Genomic DNA, 15,452 nt, shown 5'->3' on the forward strand with positions numbered 1-15,452 from the left:
CATGGATCTGCTCCTTATCCTGACTTACGCCGCGATCTGCGTCGCAGTGTTCAAGATCTTCCGTATCCCGCTGAACAAATGGACGGTGCCCACCGCCGTACTGGGCGGCATCCTGATGATCGGCGCCTTGATTTTCACCATGAACTACAACCATCCCTACTCTGAGGTGGCGCGCACTTACTTCGTTTCTGTGCCGGTCATCCCCATCGTCAGCGGCCAGGTGATCGACGTGCCGGTGAAGGTTAACGAGCCGCTGGAAAAAGGCGACGTGCTGTTTCGCATCGACCCCACGCCGTTTGCCAACCGGGTGAAATCCCTCAAGGCGCAATTGATCGCAGCCAAAGGCGATCGCTACCGCATCACCGAATTGATCCGGCGCAATTTCGGTACCCAGCGTGAACTGGACGCCGCCATCGCCCGCACCGACGACCTGCAAGCGCAGCTCGACAACGCCCAGTTCGAGCTGGACAACACCACCGTTCGCGCGCCAAGCAAAGGCTTCGTCACCCATGTTTCGCTACGGCCGGGAATGATGGCGAGCAAGTTGCCATTGCGCCCGTCGATGGTGTTCATTCCAGAAGAGGGCCAATACTTTGCCGCGTGGATGCGCCAGAACAGCCTGCTGCGCCTGACCGTCGGCGATGAAGCAGAAGTCGCGTTCGACGGCATTCCCGGCAAGGTGTTCGCCGGCCGGGTAAAAAACGTCATCGGGGTGATTGCCGAAGGTCAGGTACAACCTTCCGGCACCCTGATCGGCTACACCGGCTCGCCGCCGGCCGGGCGTGTGCCGGTGATCATCGAAATCACCGATCCGGCCTTCGCCCAGTACAGCAAGCTGATGCCGGGCGGTGCTTACGGGCAGGCCGCGTTGTACAGTCAACACTTCCATCACATTGGCACGATGCGCAAAATCCTCCTGCGTATGGCAGCATGGATGAATTACATTTTTCCTTTCCATTGACCTGAAGTCCAATCACGAGAGGCCCGCACTGAGTACTTACAGCACCCATCGACTTCCGCCCTTGCTGCGCCGTGTCCTGCGTCCGTTGCTTGATCCTTATCGACGTTACCGGCACGCGCGGCTGATCCATGCGGTGCGCGTTGCCCTCGGCTTGCTGGCGACAATCCTGCTGACCACCGGCATCAATCTGCCCCACGGTGAATGGGCCTCGGTGACCATGCTGGTGGTGATCGGCGGTTTACAGCACCACGGCAACATCGGCAAAAAAGCCGCCGAGCGCGCCACCGGCACCTTGATCGGCGCCGGTGTCGGTTTGCTGCTGGTGGCGCAACAGGCGTGGCTCGGCATGCCGTGGCTGACGTATTTTGCGATGGCGGTGGTCTGTGGGTTCTTCTCTTATCACGCGATTGGCAAGGGGGGTTATACCGCCCTGCTCTCAGCGATCACCGTGTTCATTGTCGCCGGGCATGGCGACAACCCGATCACCGATGGCTTGTGGCGCGGGGTCGATATCTTGATTGGTATTGCGCTGGCGCTGGCCTTCTCGTTCGCCCTGCCGCTCTACGCGGTGTACTCGTGGCGCTACAACCTCGCCGATGCCCTGCGCGATTGCGCCACGGTGTATGGGCGAATCATCGGCGGCCAGCCGGTCAGCGCCGATGAGCATTTGAAGCTAATGGGGCGACTCGGCGCGGTGATGGTGCAATTGCGCTCGCTGATGCCTTCGGTGTCCAAGGAAGTGAAGATTTCCATGACCGAACTCGATGCGATCCAGCGCAACCTGCGCATGTGCATCAGCACGCTGGAGATCCTTGGCAACACACGACCGGATGCCAACGACCCAGAAGCCATGGCGCATCTGCAATCAGCGCTGAAGGCCGAGTACCGGCAGATTCGCGTGCAACTGATCGGCATGGCCCGGGCGCTGAAAACCGGCGCTTCGCAACGCCTGGACAAGCCGCTCGAGTTGCCGGAAGCCAACCTCGATGCGCCGGTTTACAGCACGCTGGATGGCTATCGACTGTTGACCCGGCAACTGGCAGCGAACATCGGCGAGATGCGCCAGCGCCTGGCGAAAACCGCGCCGCGCTGGAACATTTGAAGGTTACTGCGCAGCCAGCCGCCGGGACTTCAGGCCCCAGCCTTGTTGCATACCGGCGGCGGCCAACAGAATCGCGGCCACGCCGAGCCATTGCAGGATTTCCAGACGATGGCCGAACGCAAACCAATCGACGAAGATCGCCGCGATCGGGTAGATGAACGACAGTGCACCGGTCAATGCGGTCGGCAATTTCTGGATGGCGCCGTACAGCAACACATACATCAGACCGGTGTGGACGATGCCCAATGTGACCAGGCTGGCCCAGGCACTCGGCTCATGCGGCAATGCGCTGAAATGCGCAAATGGCGCCAGCAACAGACCCCCGGTGCAGACTTGAATCAACGCGATCAAATGCGGTGGCGTGCCGGTCAGGCGCTTGATGATCAACGCGGCAACCGCATAGAGAAACGCCGCACCCAAGGCCAGCGCAATGCCCATCAGATAGTCATTGCCGCTTTCACTCTGGGTGCCATGGGCGCTGACAATCGCCAACATGCCCATGAACGAAATCGCCAGCCAGAATAGCTTTTGCAAGGTGATTTTCTCGCCAAGAAACAGCGCCGCCAAACCGACCAGCATGAACGGCTGCACATTGTACACCGCCGTGCCGATGGCAATCGAAGCCCTTGAATAGGAGGCAAACAACAACACCCAGTTACCGACAATCGCCATCCCGCTGAGCACTGCAAGCAGGAAGGTGGTTCGGGTCAGAATGCCCGGGCGCAGGAAGCCGAATACCGCGCAGATCAACAACAAGGTGCCAGCGCCGAACACGCAGCGCCAGAACACCACGTCGAGCACCGGTTGCCCGGAGACCAGCACAAACCAGCCGATCGTCCCGGAAATCAACATGGCGGCAGTCATTTCGAATGAGCCGCGCCGCAGGGTCTTGTCCATCATCAATCTCCTCAACAATTGAACAAAGTATGCCAAGGCGCCCCGGCGGCGCTCCAGAGCAAAAAGCAGGCTAAACTCGTAATCTGCCTTTTTTATCGCGGGTGGTTTTCATCAATCGCCTAATACTGGAGTTTTTATGACTGATGACATTGATCAGATCCTCATTGGCGCATTGATGGAGGATTCGCGGCGTTCGCTCAAGGCGCTGGCGCAGATCAGCGGCTTGTCGTCGCCGAGTGTGGCCGAACGCTTGCGCCGACTGGAGGAACGCGGTGTGCTCAGGGGCTACACCGTGGAGATCGATCCGAAGTGTTTCGGCTATCAGTTGCAGGCGATCGTCCGGGTTCGGCCGCTGCCGGGACAACTGCAGGAGGTGGAGCGGCAGATTCTGGCGATTCCCGAGTTCACCGAGTGCGACAAGGTCACCGGCGAGGACTGCTTCATCGCTCGCCTGCATGTGCGCTCGATGGAACAGCTCGACACCCTGCTCGACCGCCTCAATACCTTGGCCGAAACCAACACCGCAATCGTCAAGAAAACCCCGGTCAAGCGTCGATTGCCGCCGATGGCCTAAGTGCTTTTTCCGCATGTTCGGCGTAGATTGAGGTTTTTCCGGCGAAGGATTGGCGGTATGAAAGTTCAGGCAATGATGCTGAGCGCATTAGTGTTGAGTGGTTGCGGGACAGTGCAAACGGTCATGCGCGACGACCAGGTCGCCGTGGACGATTTGAGATCGAACAAATCCTATTGCGGGGCGGTGCCGAGAATCTACAGCGGCGTGATGTATGACTTCTGCAGTCTGCATGCGCCGATAGACGAGGGTAACAAATACAACGCCGCCCTGCCCGGCTGGGCGATTGATGCTGTGGCGTCCGGGGTGCTCGACACGTTGTTGTTGCCTTACACCATTTACAAACAGCAGACTGATGGCAGCATCCTGATCAACTGAAAAAAGCCTGCGCACGCCGAAACGTGCGCAGGCTTTGCGCTTCTTACTCCAGCAGTTGCTGCAGGCTCGGGTCACGAATGACTTTCTGCAACGGCTGCGGCGTGGCGTTGTTGGTGGAATTGAGCATTTTCAGTTTCATGTCCGACGCTTTGCTGCACGCGTTCTTGCCGTCGGCGTAGATGCCGCTCATGTCGCATTTCCACTCGAAGTAATTCACCAGACCGCCGGACAACTGCAGGCTGTAGTCAGTGCTTTGAGTGCCCGGCGTGAAAGCATGGCCGGCCGGAATGTTCTGGAACCACTTCATCCATTCAGGCGAACCCGGCTTCGGCGCATTGGCCTGGAACGTTGGATTCATGATCGCCACTTGCGGCGTTTCGGCGGTCGCATGGCAGCTCAGGCAGGAACTGTTGGGGTTGTCCACCGGACCATTGAGGCGACCGTTCCAGCCCAGATGGGTGGGCGGCAACTCTTGGGTCTTGGCGTTGATCGCGGTCTGTTGCAACGCGGGGTTGATCTTGGTCTGCGTCGGTTGCGGGTTGGTGAAGTCGTTGCCGGTTTCTTCCGGATCGTTACCCCACATGATCCCTACCGGGACGAGGTTGTCCCAGCCAGGCTTGCCGGTTTTCGCGCCGTTGTACTGAAAGGTGCCGAAGATCCAGCCGGTGGCGCTCATGCGCTGATCGCGCACGGCGATGTCCATCTGGATCAATGCGACATCCTTGACCTTGCGATTGGCCGAGGTGAACGTCTCGGTGACGTAGCCCTTCCACAACACCGGGTTCACCAGGAACGGCACGGTGTTGCGATCGATATCGGCGAACAGGGCTTTGCAGACTACGGTGCCGTCGGGGAAGCTGTTGGGTGCCGATGTGTATTTGGGATCAGGGTTGTTCGGGTCTTTCCAGACCTCTCCGATGGTATAGGCACCGATGTCGTTATAGATGCCCACCGCGTATGTCTGGCCAGTAGCGGTCTGCGTGGGGGCGAGTTGCTTGACCTGGATCTGCGCCTCTTTGGTCAGGCCGTGAATCCCTTCGCGTCCCAGCGGGCCGTAGTGCTGCCACGGCATGTGATACCACTGGCGTTTTTTATTGTTCTGCACGTACCAATCAGCCTCGACGTTGCCTTCGAGGCAATAGGTTTTGACTTCCTCCATGTACGCACGCCAAGTCTCAAAATTGTTATCTGGCTTGGTCGGTAGATTCTTGAAAAAACCGGGTAGCGGTACTTTCGGCGCTGTTGCCGGGTAATTCTGGCTCAACTCGAACAGTGGGCCAGAGTATTGGCTGGAAGGTGGCTGATAGCCGAAGTCAGGATAGACGCCGGCGAGGGTTGACGCGCTGAACAGCGCGGTGGTGACGGCCAGTACAGCCAGTTTTCCTTGGGGCTGGTTCATCGATGATCTCCTTGATTGGGACAACGCCTGCAATGGCAGGGCCTCCATTATTTTTTTCTGGTATCAGGGCCCCGGTCGTTCGCCGGGATACGGTCACGGTGCATGGCATTTGGCGTGGTTCACCTCCCGGTTTTCACAGGACGAACGAATACAGTCGCTCTCGACCGAAAGGCCTGGCGATCAACAGCAAGGGAAGTGAATGCGAGAGACGCAGGAATTACACAAGGGGTGCTGGTTACCGACTCCTGTCGATCAGGCTACTGCTCTTCCTTGGTAATTAGGTGTAGGTGATTTCCAAAAAGACGCCACTATTTTCAGATCATTTTGTAAGTAAAAGGCCACTACGCTTTTCGGCGAGCAACAAAAAACCCGCCGAAGCGGGTTTTTTGTTGAAACGACTAACGATCAGTCGTCGCGGCTCATGATGCCGAATATCTGCAACAAGCTGATGAACAGGTTGTAGATCGATACATACAGGCTGATGGTCGCCATGATGTAGTTACGCTCACCGCCGTGGATGATGGCGCTGGTCTGGAACAGGATGCACACCGACGAGAACAGCACGAAACCTGCGCTGATCGCCAGTTGCAGGCCGCTGACCTGGAAGAAGAAGCTCGCCAGCGTCGCACCCAGCAACACGAAGAAACCAGCGGTGATGAAACCACCGAGGAAGCTCATGTCCTTGCGGGTGATCAGCACGTAGGCCGACAGACCACCGAACACCAGCGCGGTCATCGCGAACGCCGAGCTGACCACTTCAGCGCCGCCCTGCATACCCAGGTAACGGTTGAGGATCGGGCCGAGCAGGAAACCCATGAAACCGGTCAGCGCAAAAGCGGACACCAGGCCCCAAGCGGAGTCACGGAGTTTGTTGGTGAGGAAGAACAGCCCGTAGAAGCCGATCAGCACCACGAAAATGTTCGGGTAGCCAACGCGCATCTGCTGAGCAACGAAAGCCATGACGCCGCTGAATGCGAGGGTCAGAGCCAGTAGGCCGTAAGTGTTGCGCAGGACGCGGCTAACCTCTAGCTGCTCAGCCTGCACGCTGTTATTAACTGCGTAATCCTGTTCGCGCATGGCGACACTCCTGTTGGTTTGAAACGTTCAGTCGCAAAGATCATAACAGACGCTCTGTAACAAGCCATGCAGAGAGTTTGACAGTGTGTTTCATTCAGGTATTATGGCGCCCGCAACGCAACGGAGGTGTGGCCGAGTGGTTTAAGGCAACGGTCTTGAAAACCGTCGACTGTAACAGGTCCATGAGTTCGAATCCCATCGCCTCCGCCATCTTATGTACGACAAAGCCCTGATTATTCAGGGCTTTGTAGTTTCTGGGGTTTGGGATTTCCGCCCCACTAGCTGAAGCGTTACAAAACTTTTTGGCCCGCGTTACAAAACTTTCTGCTTTTTCTCCCTTCTCCGGCGTCCTGCCAAACGCAAAAAATTCTTCATGTAACACGGTGCTACGCTTGGCTTTTTCACAGAGAAACGCCTAATGCCAAATTCAGACCTGATCCCTTCCCTGCTTTACAAAATCAATGAAAACCAACTCGCCCTCGAAGCCGCCATCATGGAATTGTCAAACTGGGTCGAGCGGCGCGGATCTGCCGACGTCGCCGAGAACGTCCGCGGTGCCCTTTGGGCAATCGGCAAGAACGAAGAATTCATCAAAATGACGCTCGCGGTACTTATGGCCCCCGAATGACAGAAGTCTGTCAAGACCGTCGCACTCGTCCCTAGCACCCCATGCTGGGTACTGTAGTGGCCTAAGTTATTGTTTTAAAAAGATAACAGCCTGTTTTCAGGGTAGCAAAACATCCGTTTTTTTGTGCTTATGCAAACGGTACACCGTGGGCTGTAGCGGAGGTTTTGCGCAGAAAGGTAGTCACCCAGACGACCGGGATTGATGGTCTATGCTGGATTGGCCTGGACTGCCCCAGGCTACCAAAAAGGAAATTGAAGATGGCTGATGATCTGAAAAACCGCGGCCCCAAAGACAGAGACCGGGTAAACACTTCCGAGGATTGGGAGTTGAAATACTGGTCGACCAAATTCGGCGTGACAGCGGACCAGCTAAAAGCAGCTGTGAAAGCAGTCGGTCCTATGGTGACCGACGTCCGCAAGAAGCTCGGCAAGTAAAGGCGTGACAGCCCCGCGGCCACCGCGGGGCTTTGAGGTGAGGGTGAAGCACCACCATGTCAAGGTGACCACGAAACCTACGCAAGCATATGATTCAAAAGGAAAAATGCTAGATTTTCAGTGGGTGAAAAACCGGAACATCACCCTATAAGAATCAATAACTTAGCGTTGTATATTCCTACAGTGGTTACCCCGTCCCGGCGATGATTAAATTTATTAACAGCCCTACTTGTACGCGAATCTCACCCGATCAAGGCCTCGCGCGAGGTACCGGTGAATAACCGCCCCCTTGCCGGAAATATAATCCAGCAATTCTTTATGCGAGTCTTTTGAGAATGAGTGGGCATGGCCTTCGAATGCGCCGCGAATCGACTCTGGATCCTCAGGATTCTCAACGTGCTCGCCGCGGCCTACGCACATCAAGGCAACCAGGTCGAGGAGTTCATCATCAGAAAGCGCACGCATCGCCTCGACGAAAGCAATTTCCTCCTGGCTATCAGGCTCAAGAATCAGAGCTTTCAACTCCCCCGCTCCTAAAATGCGGTTCCCAGGATGACGCTGACGGTATTCGTCATGGCTTGCCGCAGCAAGGCGAACAATAGAGGCTGCTTTGGTGGTGCTGAGGTGTTTCATGGACCGTCCCTTGTGATGTTGATAGCTCCTGATCCTACAGTTTGTGGATGGAGTAATGGAACACCGCAACTCAACTGAAGCGAAGAATGATGCCGTCGGGGTACATGGCGCCATCTAGTTGAGTTTCCCGCAGCGCCCTAGGGCGCCCTGCCGAACTGCAATCCCACCAACACGCCACTGATGCAGCAGTATGGGCTGGAACAGTGCATAGGCTACGCACTACGTGGCTCTCGGCATTTTCCTGTCTAAAACGCTACTGTCATTTAGGCGCGTTTTCGGTCAGTGAACACGCGGTAGCTTGGGTTAGTTTTAGACAGAAATTCACCCCTGCTTTCCTGCACCGGCTTGCCATAAGGCCTCACGCCGGCCCTGGCGGTGTCAGAGCACGGATCCGAACTCAGCCCGCTTATCCGATTCAATAATCACCGTGGTTCGGAGGTGAATAGTGGGATCCAGATTGTCACCCTAAACGCCACTCGATAGCTCAAGAATGGCGAAAAAAAAATAAAAGATTACTTGAGAAGCTTCAGCATAGTGGATTGGTGATTCATGAAAGCCTCACACCCATGCTGGATCATATTGGAAGCTTGAAAAGAGTCTTCAAACTTAATGCAGTTTGCTATTACGATCGAATCGCCACCTACATAAATGGCAGAGGCCTCTGCGTGAAACCTTTCCGAGACATTCGTATGTATATTCGCTATCAATCCATCGAAGTAGAACCGGTAGCTATTCAACATCAACGCCCCATTTCCAGATCCGAAATCCATAGGGGTATTCATTTCTAGCGGGCCAAGGTTGTGACGCGCGCCGCGAGTGATCATCTGAGTCAGATGTACCGGAAAAAGACTTAATGGATATGGGTTTCTATTTAAAACCATAAGCCTAAGTTTTTCCAGCTCACACTCTTGCAACTTAATATTCGCATATTGAGGCATCTCAGATGCCGCAGCTCTCCAAAGCAAGCTAAGAAAAAAAACTCGCAGCTTAAGGGCATCCAAATCCGGAACCAAACGAACTAACTGATCACTGTCCGGATATTGGAATATATTATCCTTGAGTACCGTTTCTTTTTCCCAGCCACTCCAAACTAAGCGTGCCTTGCGCAGTTCAGTAGCAGCAAAGCTGTCCAAATCAGCGAGAATATCCTCCCCTGAGCGGGTGACCAGTTCACGGTCATACCAACTAGTCGGCCTTCTAGTCGGACGACCTCCTGGTGCTCCATCGATGAAGTAGCACCCCTCGCTTGGAGCTGAGAACGCTAGCGGGATCATGTGTGACTTCACAAACTTTCCAGGCTTCAATGTCAGCTTGCACGTGCCTATCTTCACGATTCGCCCCCTGTGATGAGTGACCGTTAGAGTGCCCTAATTTTTTCTGCACGACAAAATGACAGCATAAACTTTATGCGATGTTAACCCGCTGTTAGATCCGCGGAGCACTAATGGGTTAGAGCCTTGATGTACGATTGGCACGCCTGCAACGCGATCAATCCGCGGTCACCTGTGTCGGTGATCGCGATAATTCGTTGAGCATGCGCGGGGTCAAGTCGGGCGCGTACTGTTGCATGATCCACGCCGCCGGCGCCGGTGGCTTTTGGCACGTCACAGCCACTGGCTGAATCCGCGTCGATGAGGACTGACAGCCGCAGATCAGCAGTGGCAAGGCGATCACGCAGGCGATCTTGGTCACGTTGGGCATAGCTCAATTTCCTGTAATGGGTTTGCTCACTGGCCGCCAGCCTCTGCTCGAGCGCCAGCCGCTTGTCCTGCTCGGACTGCTGCGCCTCGGCGCCGGCCCGCGCTAGTTGATTCAACACCTCGCCGTGCGCCTTGGCTTGCTCGGCCAACTGCCGGCCATAGCGCAAGTCCTGAAACTGCCAGGCGCTACCGAAGCCGGCGAGCGCCAGCGCCAGCAAGCCGATCAGCCGCCACGGCACGGTCACGCCAGCACCTCCCGCGCCTTCTTCCAGAGGGCTAGGCGATCCGCCAAGCCGTTCAGTCCGCCGTTGATTCGCCGAGTGATGGTGTTGAACTCTTCCCGATCGGCCAAATCATTCAGTCCCTTCTGTTTCCAGAACCACGCCGCCGACATCGCGGCATGCTGCGGCAGCTCGAGCAGTTCGGGATGGCTGATCAGATCGAGCCCCAGCGCCTCGCCGCACTTGGCGTAGTTCGCCCGGCCGGTGATTTGGATCAGGCCGCGACCGCAATACTTGCGGCCATCGCCGGGCAAGGTATTGCCTAGGTCTTCGCGTCCCTCGTATCCGCGCTGCGCAGCGGTAGCCCCCCAGATCTCACGGACATAGCGCAGCTGGCCAGACTCATGGCCAATCTGCGCCATGAACGCGGCCGCGCGCTTGGGGCCGACGATCTGGTAATGCTGCATGGCGGTGCTCAGGGCGGAAACAAAAACGCGCGCTTGGCGGCGGGCGTTGGGCATGATGCTTTGCAGCTGTTGTTCAGTGATGGACATACAAACTCCAGACATAAAAAAACCGCACTCAGGCGGCGATGGGATGCGGTTACTGCTTCTCGATGTTCACCACCTTGAGGGGTGGTTTCGGCCCTTTCTTTTTCTTGCCCTTGGATTTACCGGTTTTGCCGGCATTGCATTCGACCGTGGTCGACCAGCCGGACTGGGTGAACACCTGCTCGACCGAATCCGCCAGGTATTCGCCATCAAGCCCGACCTTGAAACCCTGAGCGATGATGGGACGCTCGGCGAAGATGTCTGTGCGGCCGGGCATCTCAAGCCGCACATCGGCGGTCGAGCGGTTGAACGCCGACAGACGTGCCTTGGCCGCCGCTTCAGCAGCGCCCTTGTCTGGGTAGATATGGCGGTCGGTATGCACTGCCGGTAATCCGTCCGGAGCGTCATCGTTGTCGATGGTAACCACCGCGAGCTTGCCGTTCTTTTTGTCCTGATGCTTGGTGGCCACCGCCTTGTGCGAATTGCGATCGCCGAGACTGAATTGCCAGCGGCTAAGGTCACTGCGGGTCAGCGTGATAGCGCCAAATGCTTTGCCGCTGGCCGTCTGGCCACCTTGGCGCGGCATCACCAACAGCTTGCCGTCGGCCACCTTGGCCGTGCAGTCGTATTGCTTGGCCAGACGGGTGATGAAATTAAAATCGGACTCGTTGAGCTGGTCGACCCGGGCGACCTTGGTCGACACCGGACACACCGGCGTCCAGCCATTGCGCGCGGCCACGTCAGCCACGATCTTCGACAACGGCACGCCTTCCCAGCTTCCGCTACGGATGGTTTTGCCACTGCCACGCACGTCGCTGGCCTTGCCCTTGATCACGATCGAGTCCGGCGGGCCTGACACCTCGACCGTGTCGACGGTGTAACTGCCCATACGCGTCAAGGTCGTTTCGGCATAGCCCAGGTAGATCTCGATTGAGCTGCCACGCCGTGGCAATTGCACTTGCCCATCACGGTCGTCGATACGCAACTCAAACTCGTCGGACTCCATGCCCGGCTTGTCAGAGGTACGCAGCAACAACAGCCGATCATTGATCTTGGCCGTGACGTCGGCGCCATCGGCGACAATGCGAAACATCGGAGTCATTGATTTTTTTCCAATAAAAAACCCGCACAAGGCGGGCCAGAAAAACAAGGTGTCGTTACGCGTAACGCGACGCGGCGCCGGCGAAGGCATTGCCCCAGGTCAATCCCACAAGCTAACGCCTTCATTGGTCGGGCTGGGCAGATCCGGCAGGACGATGATCACGCCCAACCGGAACGGCTGAGGCTCATCGGCCAGCCCCTGATTGGCATCGAGCACGGCCTCGACGCTGCCATTCAGATGGCCGTAAACGTTGCTGCAAATGACATCGAGCATGTCGCCGTCAGACGTCCTGCATGTCGTCGCCATAGCGCTCAAACTCCAGAGTGAAGCCCTGTTTGCGAGCAATCCCGCCGTGCAGCAGCGCGGACTGTTCCTCGTTGATGTTTTTCAGGCACCACGTCCCGATCACCTCGCCATAGCCCGTGGTCAGGGTCAGCGGTTGCAGCCTGGCCCCGATGGAACGCAGCGTGTCGAGCTGCTTTAAACCGCCTTTGAAGCCCGGATAGATGGTGCCCTTGAGCGTCAACTTTTCATCACCCATACCGATGGCCTGCTTCGCCGGCCGGCGCGTCAGCCGCTCCTGCGAAGCCCAGCGGAACTCGGTCGAACGGCTCAGCTCATCAAACGCCGCCGTGTCCAGGTTGAAGTAGTACGGCTCAATTTTCGGGTCGCGCGGCTGAATGATCATCAGATGCGGGAACGGCTTCACCGCCTCCGGCGCCGGCGTGGCCTCCACGGCAAAGGAACTGGTGGGCACGATGTTGGCCAGAGACGGACTGACCTTACCGGCGACGTTGTTGATCGCCGTGGCCGCCTTGCCCGCCTGTTCCTTCAACGTGCCCAGCCGATCCTGCACTTCAGCCGCCGCCCGGGTGGCGCGGCCGTACACCGCCACCACCTGACCGACCTTGGCCTGAGCCGCGTCGACGCCGCGCATCACTCGCTGAAGTTTGGCGCCGATGGCCGGACCAACAAACGGGATGTTTTCCAGCTCGGACGCGGCGCCGGTCAGTTCGCGGATCGCACCATTGACCGGCGACAGCATGCCATCCGCGCTACGCCGCCCGGTTTCCGCTGCATCCACCAGATACTTCAGACTTGATTGCATCTGCTCCATGTAAGCCATGAAACCTCCTTAGACATGGGGTTCGTCGTACAGCTTGGCGGCGTTACTCCTCGCCGCATCCGCCATCATTCGCTGCATGTGCGGCATGAGATCCTGCGCTAGGCGCTGAGGGTCTTTGACATCTCCCTCTACCGTGACCGGCATGCTCAGCGAATACTCAAACTTTTGATCCACCTTGGCCGGCTCCGGCTTCGCCGCCTCCTTGGGCTGGATGGCCATCGCCGCCGACTTGAGCGGCGCCGTCACTGCCATCGAGCGCGCGACATCCCCCAGCAGCGGGCCTTGCTGCGCCGCTGACGCCATCATGAGCGGCGTGGTCGGCACCGGCACCTTTGCCGTTTGCTCGGGCTTTTCATCCTCACCGCCGAACAGCGACTTACCCAACGACCCGCCCAGCGCCGCACCGCCCTGACTGCCCAGGTAAGCACCGATCATGCCGCCGATCGCGGTGCCGATGATCGGCACAACCGAACCGATGGCGGCGCCTGCTGCTGCACCGGCCATGGTGCCGGCCAAGTTGCCAGCGGCCGAACCGTAACCTTCGGCTTTTTCGTCCTTGGTCTTGGCGTTTTGAAAGGTTTCAAGCGCCATCGCGCCGGACTCCAGCAGCGTGCCGCCAGGAATGACCTTGGCCGCCTTGCCGACCTTACCGACGGTTCCTGCGACGACGCCGAGCTTGGACAATGCCCCGCCAGGAACGGAAGGGACTGATGGCGATGGGATCGAAACAGGTGGCCGCGAAACAGGAACAGGTGGACGAGGCACAGATGGGCGCGGACCTCTCGAACTCGGCAACGATCGGCGCCGCGCGCTGCGCCTTGACCCACGTCCACGTCGGCGCGATTCGCCCGACGCATCCACACCGCCACCCATAGCGCCGGCATTGACGACGAAAACCTTCTTGACGCCGTCGTTACCTGAACCACTTTCAGCACCAAGGCCACCGCCTGCTGCCGCTTCCTTCACCCGCGAAACAACATCTAGGCCAGTCGCTACCAGATCAAGTTCTCCGGGGTTTTTATTTGGGGCTTCGCTTCCATTCCTGCCACCGCGAGCCCCACGCGCAAGGTTTAGCAGCCCCTTGCTGATCTTGATCGTGCTGAAGATACCTTTTAAGGCGATCAGCCCCGCCCCGACCGTGGCGATACCGGCAACCACCCCGGGCGCGCTATCCGTCAGCGACGTGATGCCTTTAGTAACCTTGGTCAACGACTCGGCCACGGTGTCCGTGACCGGCCGCAAGGCATCGCCGATGCTGCGCATGGCGTCATCCATCGATTGGGCCATCTCCGCCCATTTCTGCGATGACGACTCGCGCCGCTCGGCGAGGTTCTTGTCGAGGATCCCGGTCGCTTCGCGCGAATCGTTTTTGAGCTGGCTGTACAGCGCCTTGTTCTGCATGTAGGCCGACAGCGCTGCCTTGACCTGCATGTCGGCGAACAGATCACCGGTGCGCAGAGATTCTTCCAGCGAGGCCATCATGGCCTTGGCCTTTTCTGGATTGGCTTCCTTGCTGATTTTCGACGTCGCTTCGGCCATGGCCGCCGCGCGCTTTGGATCGGTTGCCTGGATGTATTTCTGAGCCAGCGCCATACTGGTTTCGAGCGTCGACATGCCGTTTTGCAAACCGGTCTGCATCGATCCCTTGTAATCAATCCCGGCTTTTTCGTAAGCCTTGACCGTGTCGGTCGAACCGATTTTGCCCATCCAGTTTTTCAGGTTGTTGGCCGCCTCGTCCGAACTGCCGGCCTGTTTCATTTGCACCTGCAGCATGGCACCCAGTTGGGTCACCGCATCCAAGCCGGTGATGCCGTTGCTGGCCATGTTGGCCAGCAGTTCCGGGAACCACTTGGCCATGTCGGCCGCTTCAAAGCTGCCCGCCTGCCCTTGGTAAGCAATCGCCTCCAGCGCCTGCTGCATCTGCTTGGGGTCGGTGATCTTGGCGTTCTGCCCCAGGGCGTTGATCATTTTGGCCGTGTCGACGCCGCTGGATCCCTGCCCCACGACAAACTTGGCCGCGACAGGCGCGTATTCCAGCGCTTTGCTCAAGTCCATGCCGGCGCCGACCAACTGATTGACCACGTCGGCCACATCGTTGCGCGCCATGCCGGTGTCGCGTGAAGTGTCGATGATCTTGCGCGACATCTCCTGCTCTTGCGGCTTGTTGGCAATGCCGGCCTTGATCGCGATGTCACGCACAATCGCGCCAAAATCAGCGCTGACCTTGGCCGGTACCGCCATGGCACCGACACCGACGACCGCAGCACCGACGGCGCCCTTCATGCCCTTTACGCCAGAATCGATCTGCTGATGACCCTTGGCTTTCAGCTCGGCTTTGTTGGCCATCTGCCCCATCGAACGATAGGCTTTTTCCAGCCGGCCGACCTCGACCCCCTGCTTTTTCAGGCTGTCGAGGTTCGAGTTCAAACGGCTGAGTAATTTGGAAGCACCGGCCGCGCCGGTGTCGTGAGCCTTTTTCCATTCTTCGCGCAGGCGGATGGTGTCGCCAATCGTGCGCTGCAGCACGCGCGCTTTGTTGCCTTCAGCCTCAAGGCGCTTGATGCGCCCGGTCACATCCTTGAACGCGGCGCCGACCGTAGAACTGACGGCACCGCCGATCACCAGCCCGAGGGCGAGTTTGTTTGCCATGTCTTGGCCCTCATGTGCCCAGC

Annotated in this window: 17 protein-coding genes and 1 tRNA gene; 7 read left to right on the plus strand and 11 right to left on the minus strand. The window is 57.9% G+C overall.

All coding sequences use genetic code 11. The features are described 5' to 3' along the window. Position 1 precedes the first annotated feature (1 nt). Together AC0ZWN_RS00080 and AC0ZWN_RS00085 are read left to right on the plus strand one after the other, a co-directional pair. The gene (locus AC0ZWN_RS00080; RefSeq protein WP_093433070.1) at positions 2-961 is read left to right on the plus strand and encodes an HlyD family secretion protein; all 960 of its coding nucleotides are present in this window, start codon (positions 2-4) and stop codon (positions 959-961) included. Positions 962-1,022: 61 nt separating this feature from the next. Continuing rightward, the gene (locus AC0ZWN_RS00085; protein WP_476333517.1) at positions 1,023-2,063 is read left to right on the plus strand and encodes an FUSC family protein; all 1,041 of its coding nucleotides are present in this window, start codon (positions 1,023-1,025) and stop codon (positions 2,061-2,063) included. Between the two features lie 3 nt (positions 2,064-2,066). Here the strand turns inward: AC0ZWN_RS00085 and AC0ZWN_RS00090 are convergent, their stop codons facing one another. After that, positions 2,067-2,960: a DMT family transporter gene (locus AC0ZWN_RS00090; RefSeq protein ID WP_476333518.1), complete on the minus strand. Its 894-nt coding sequence runs from the start codon at positions 2,958-2,960 to the stop codon at positions 2,067-2,069. A gap of 136 nt (positions 2,961-3,096) precedes the next feature. Here AC0ZWN_RS00090 and AC0ZWN_RS00095 point away from each other — a divergent pair, with 136 nt between their 5' ends. Further along, entirely contained in the window at positions 3,097-3,534 is a 438-nt protein-coding gene (locus tag AC0ZWN_RS00095; protein ID WP_095126569.1) for an Lrp/AsnC family transcriptional regulator, read from the plus strand. A gap of 57 nt (positions 3,535-3,591) precedes the next feature. Continuing rightward, on the plus strand, positions 3,592-3,909 hold the full coding sequence (locus AC0ZWN_RS00100) for a YceK/YidQ family lipoprotein (protein ID WP_186624294.1): 318 nt from the start codon (positions 3,592-3,594) through the stop codon (positions 3,907-3,909). A 43-nt stretch (positions 3,910-3,952) separates the two neighbouring features. Here the strand turns inward: AC0ZWN_RS00100 and AC0ZWN_RS00105 are convergent, their stop codons facing one another. Beyond that, positions 3,953-5,308, minus strand: a complete 1,356-nt coding sequence (locus tag AC0ZWN_RS00105; protein ID WP_476333520.1) for a hypothetical protein — start codon at positions 5,306-5,308, stop codon at positions 3,953-3,955. Positions 5,309-5,713: 405 nt separating this feature from the next. Then, entirely contained in the window at positions 5,714-6,385 is a 672-nt protein-coding gene (locus AC0ZWN_RS00110) for a Bax inhibitor-1/YccA family protein (RefSeq protein WP_007915443.1), read from the minus strand. A gap of 122 nt (positions 6,386-6,507) precedes the next feature. On the opposite strand from AC0ZWN_RS00110, the gene AC0ZWN_RS00115 reads away from it, so the two are divergent. The 3 genes from AC0ZWN_RS00115 (at position 6,508) to AC0ZWN_RS00125 (ending at position 7,447) form a co-directional block, all read left to right on the plus strand. Beyond that, positions 6,508-6,595: transfer RNA gene (locus AC0ZWN_RS00115), tRNA-Ser, on the plus strand. A 208-nt stretch (positions 6,596-6,803) separates the two neighbouring features. Further along, positions 6,804-7,013 carry a hypothetical protein gene (locus AC0ZWN_RS00120; protein WP_476333522.1) on the plus strand — a complete coding sequence of 70 codons (210 nt, stop codon included), beginning with the start codon at positions 6,804-6,806 and terminating at the stop codon, positions 7,011-7,013. A 257-nt stretch (positions 7,014-7,270) separates the two neighbouring features. After that, the gene (locus tag AC0ZWN_RS00125) at positions 7,271-7,447 is read left to right on the plus strand and encodes a DUF3606 domain-containing protein (RefSeq protein ID WP_008076910.1); all 177 of its coding nucleotides are present in this window, start codon (positions 7,271-7,273) and stop codon (positions 7,445-7,447) included. 225 nt (positions 7,448-7,672) lie between these two features. Here AC0ZWN_RS00125 and AC0ZWN_RS00130 read toward each other — a convergent pair whose 3' ends face one another. The 8 genes from AC0ZWN_RS00130 to AC0ZWN_RS00165 form a co-directional block, all read right to left on the minus strand. Continuing rightward, a complete protein-coding gene (locus tag AC0ZWN_RS00130; protein WP_056785721.1) occupies positions 7,673-8,080 on the minus strand; it encodes a DUF3775 domain-containing protein in 408 nt (135 codons plus the stop codon). Positions 8,081-8,592: 512 nt separating this feature from the next. Next, complete coding sequence (locus tag AC0ZWN_RS00135; protein WP_056785717.1) at positions 8,593-9,354, minus strand: hypothetical protein; 762 nt, start codon at positions 9,352-9,354, stop codon at positions 8,593-8,595. A gap of 167 nt (positions 9,355-9,521) precedes the next feature. Beyond that, positions 9,522-10,025 (minus strand): lysis system i-spanin subunit Rz, encoded by a 504-nt coding sequence (locus AC0ZWN_RS00140; protein WP_476333524.1) that lies wholly within the window; start codon positions 10,023-10,025, stop codon positions 9,522-9,524. After that, a complete protein-coding gene (locus AC0ZWN_RS00145) occupies positions 10,022-10,555 on the minus strand; it encodes a glycoside hydrolase family 19 protein (protein WP_476333526.1) in 534 nt (177 codons plus the stop codon). Before AC0ZWN_RS00145 ends, AC0ZWN_RS00140 begins: the two co-directional genes overlap by 4 nt. 49 nt (positions 10,556-10,604) lie before the next feature. Further along, complete coding sequence (locus AC0ZWN_RS00150) at positions 10,605-11,654, minus strand: phage late control D family protein (RefSeq protein ID WP_476333527.1); 1,050 nt, start codon at positions 11,652-11,654, stop codon at positions 10,605-10,607. Positions 11,655-11,753: 99 nt separating this feature from the next. Beyond that, on the minus strand, positions 11,754-11,960 hold the full coding sequence (locus AC0ZWN_RS00155; RefSeq protein ID WP_127926442.1) for a tail protein X: 207 nt from the start codon (positions 11,958-11,960) through the stop codon (positions 11,754-11,756). Next, complete coding sequence (locus AC0ZWN_RS00160; RefSeq protein ID WP_212621914.1) at positions 11,935-12,780, minus strand: phage tail protein; 846 nt, start codon at positions 12,778-12,780, stop codon at positions 11,935-11,937. The genes AC0ZWN_RS00155 and AC0ZWN_RS00160 overlap by 26 nt, the downstream gene beginning before the upstream one ends. A gap of 9 nt (positions 12,781-12,789) precedes the next feature. Beyond that, a complete protein-coding gene (locus AC0ZWN_RS00165) occupies positions 12,790-15,429 on the minus strand; it encodes a phage tail tape measure protein (RefSeq protein ID WP_476333530.1) in 2,640 nt (879 codons plus the stop codon). Positions 15,430-15,452 lie beyond the last annotated feature (23 nt).

This window comes from Pseudomonas sp. 3B-A001-10F (assembly GCF_056313565.1).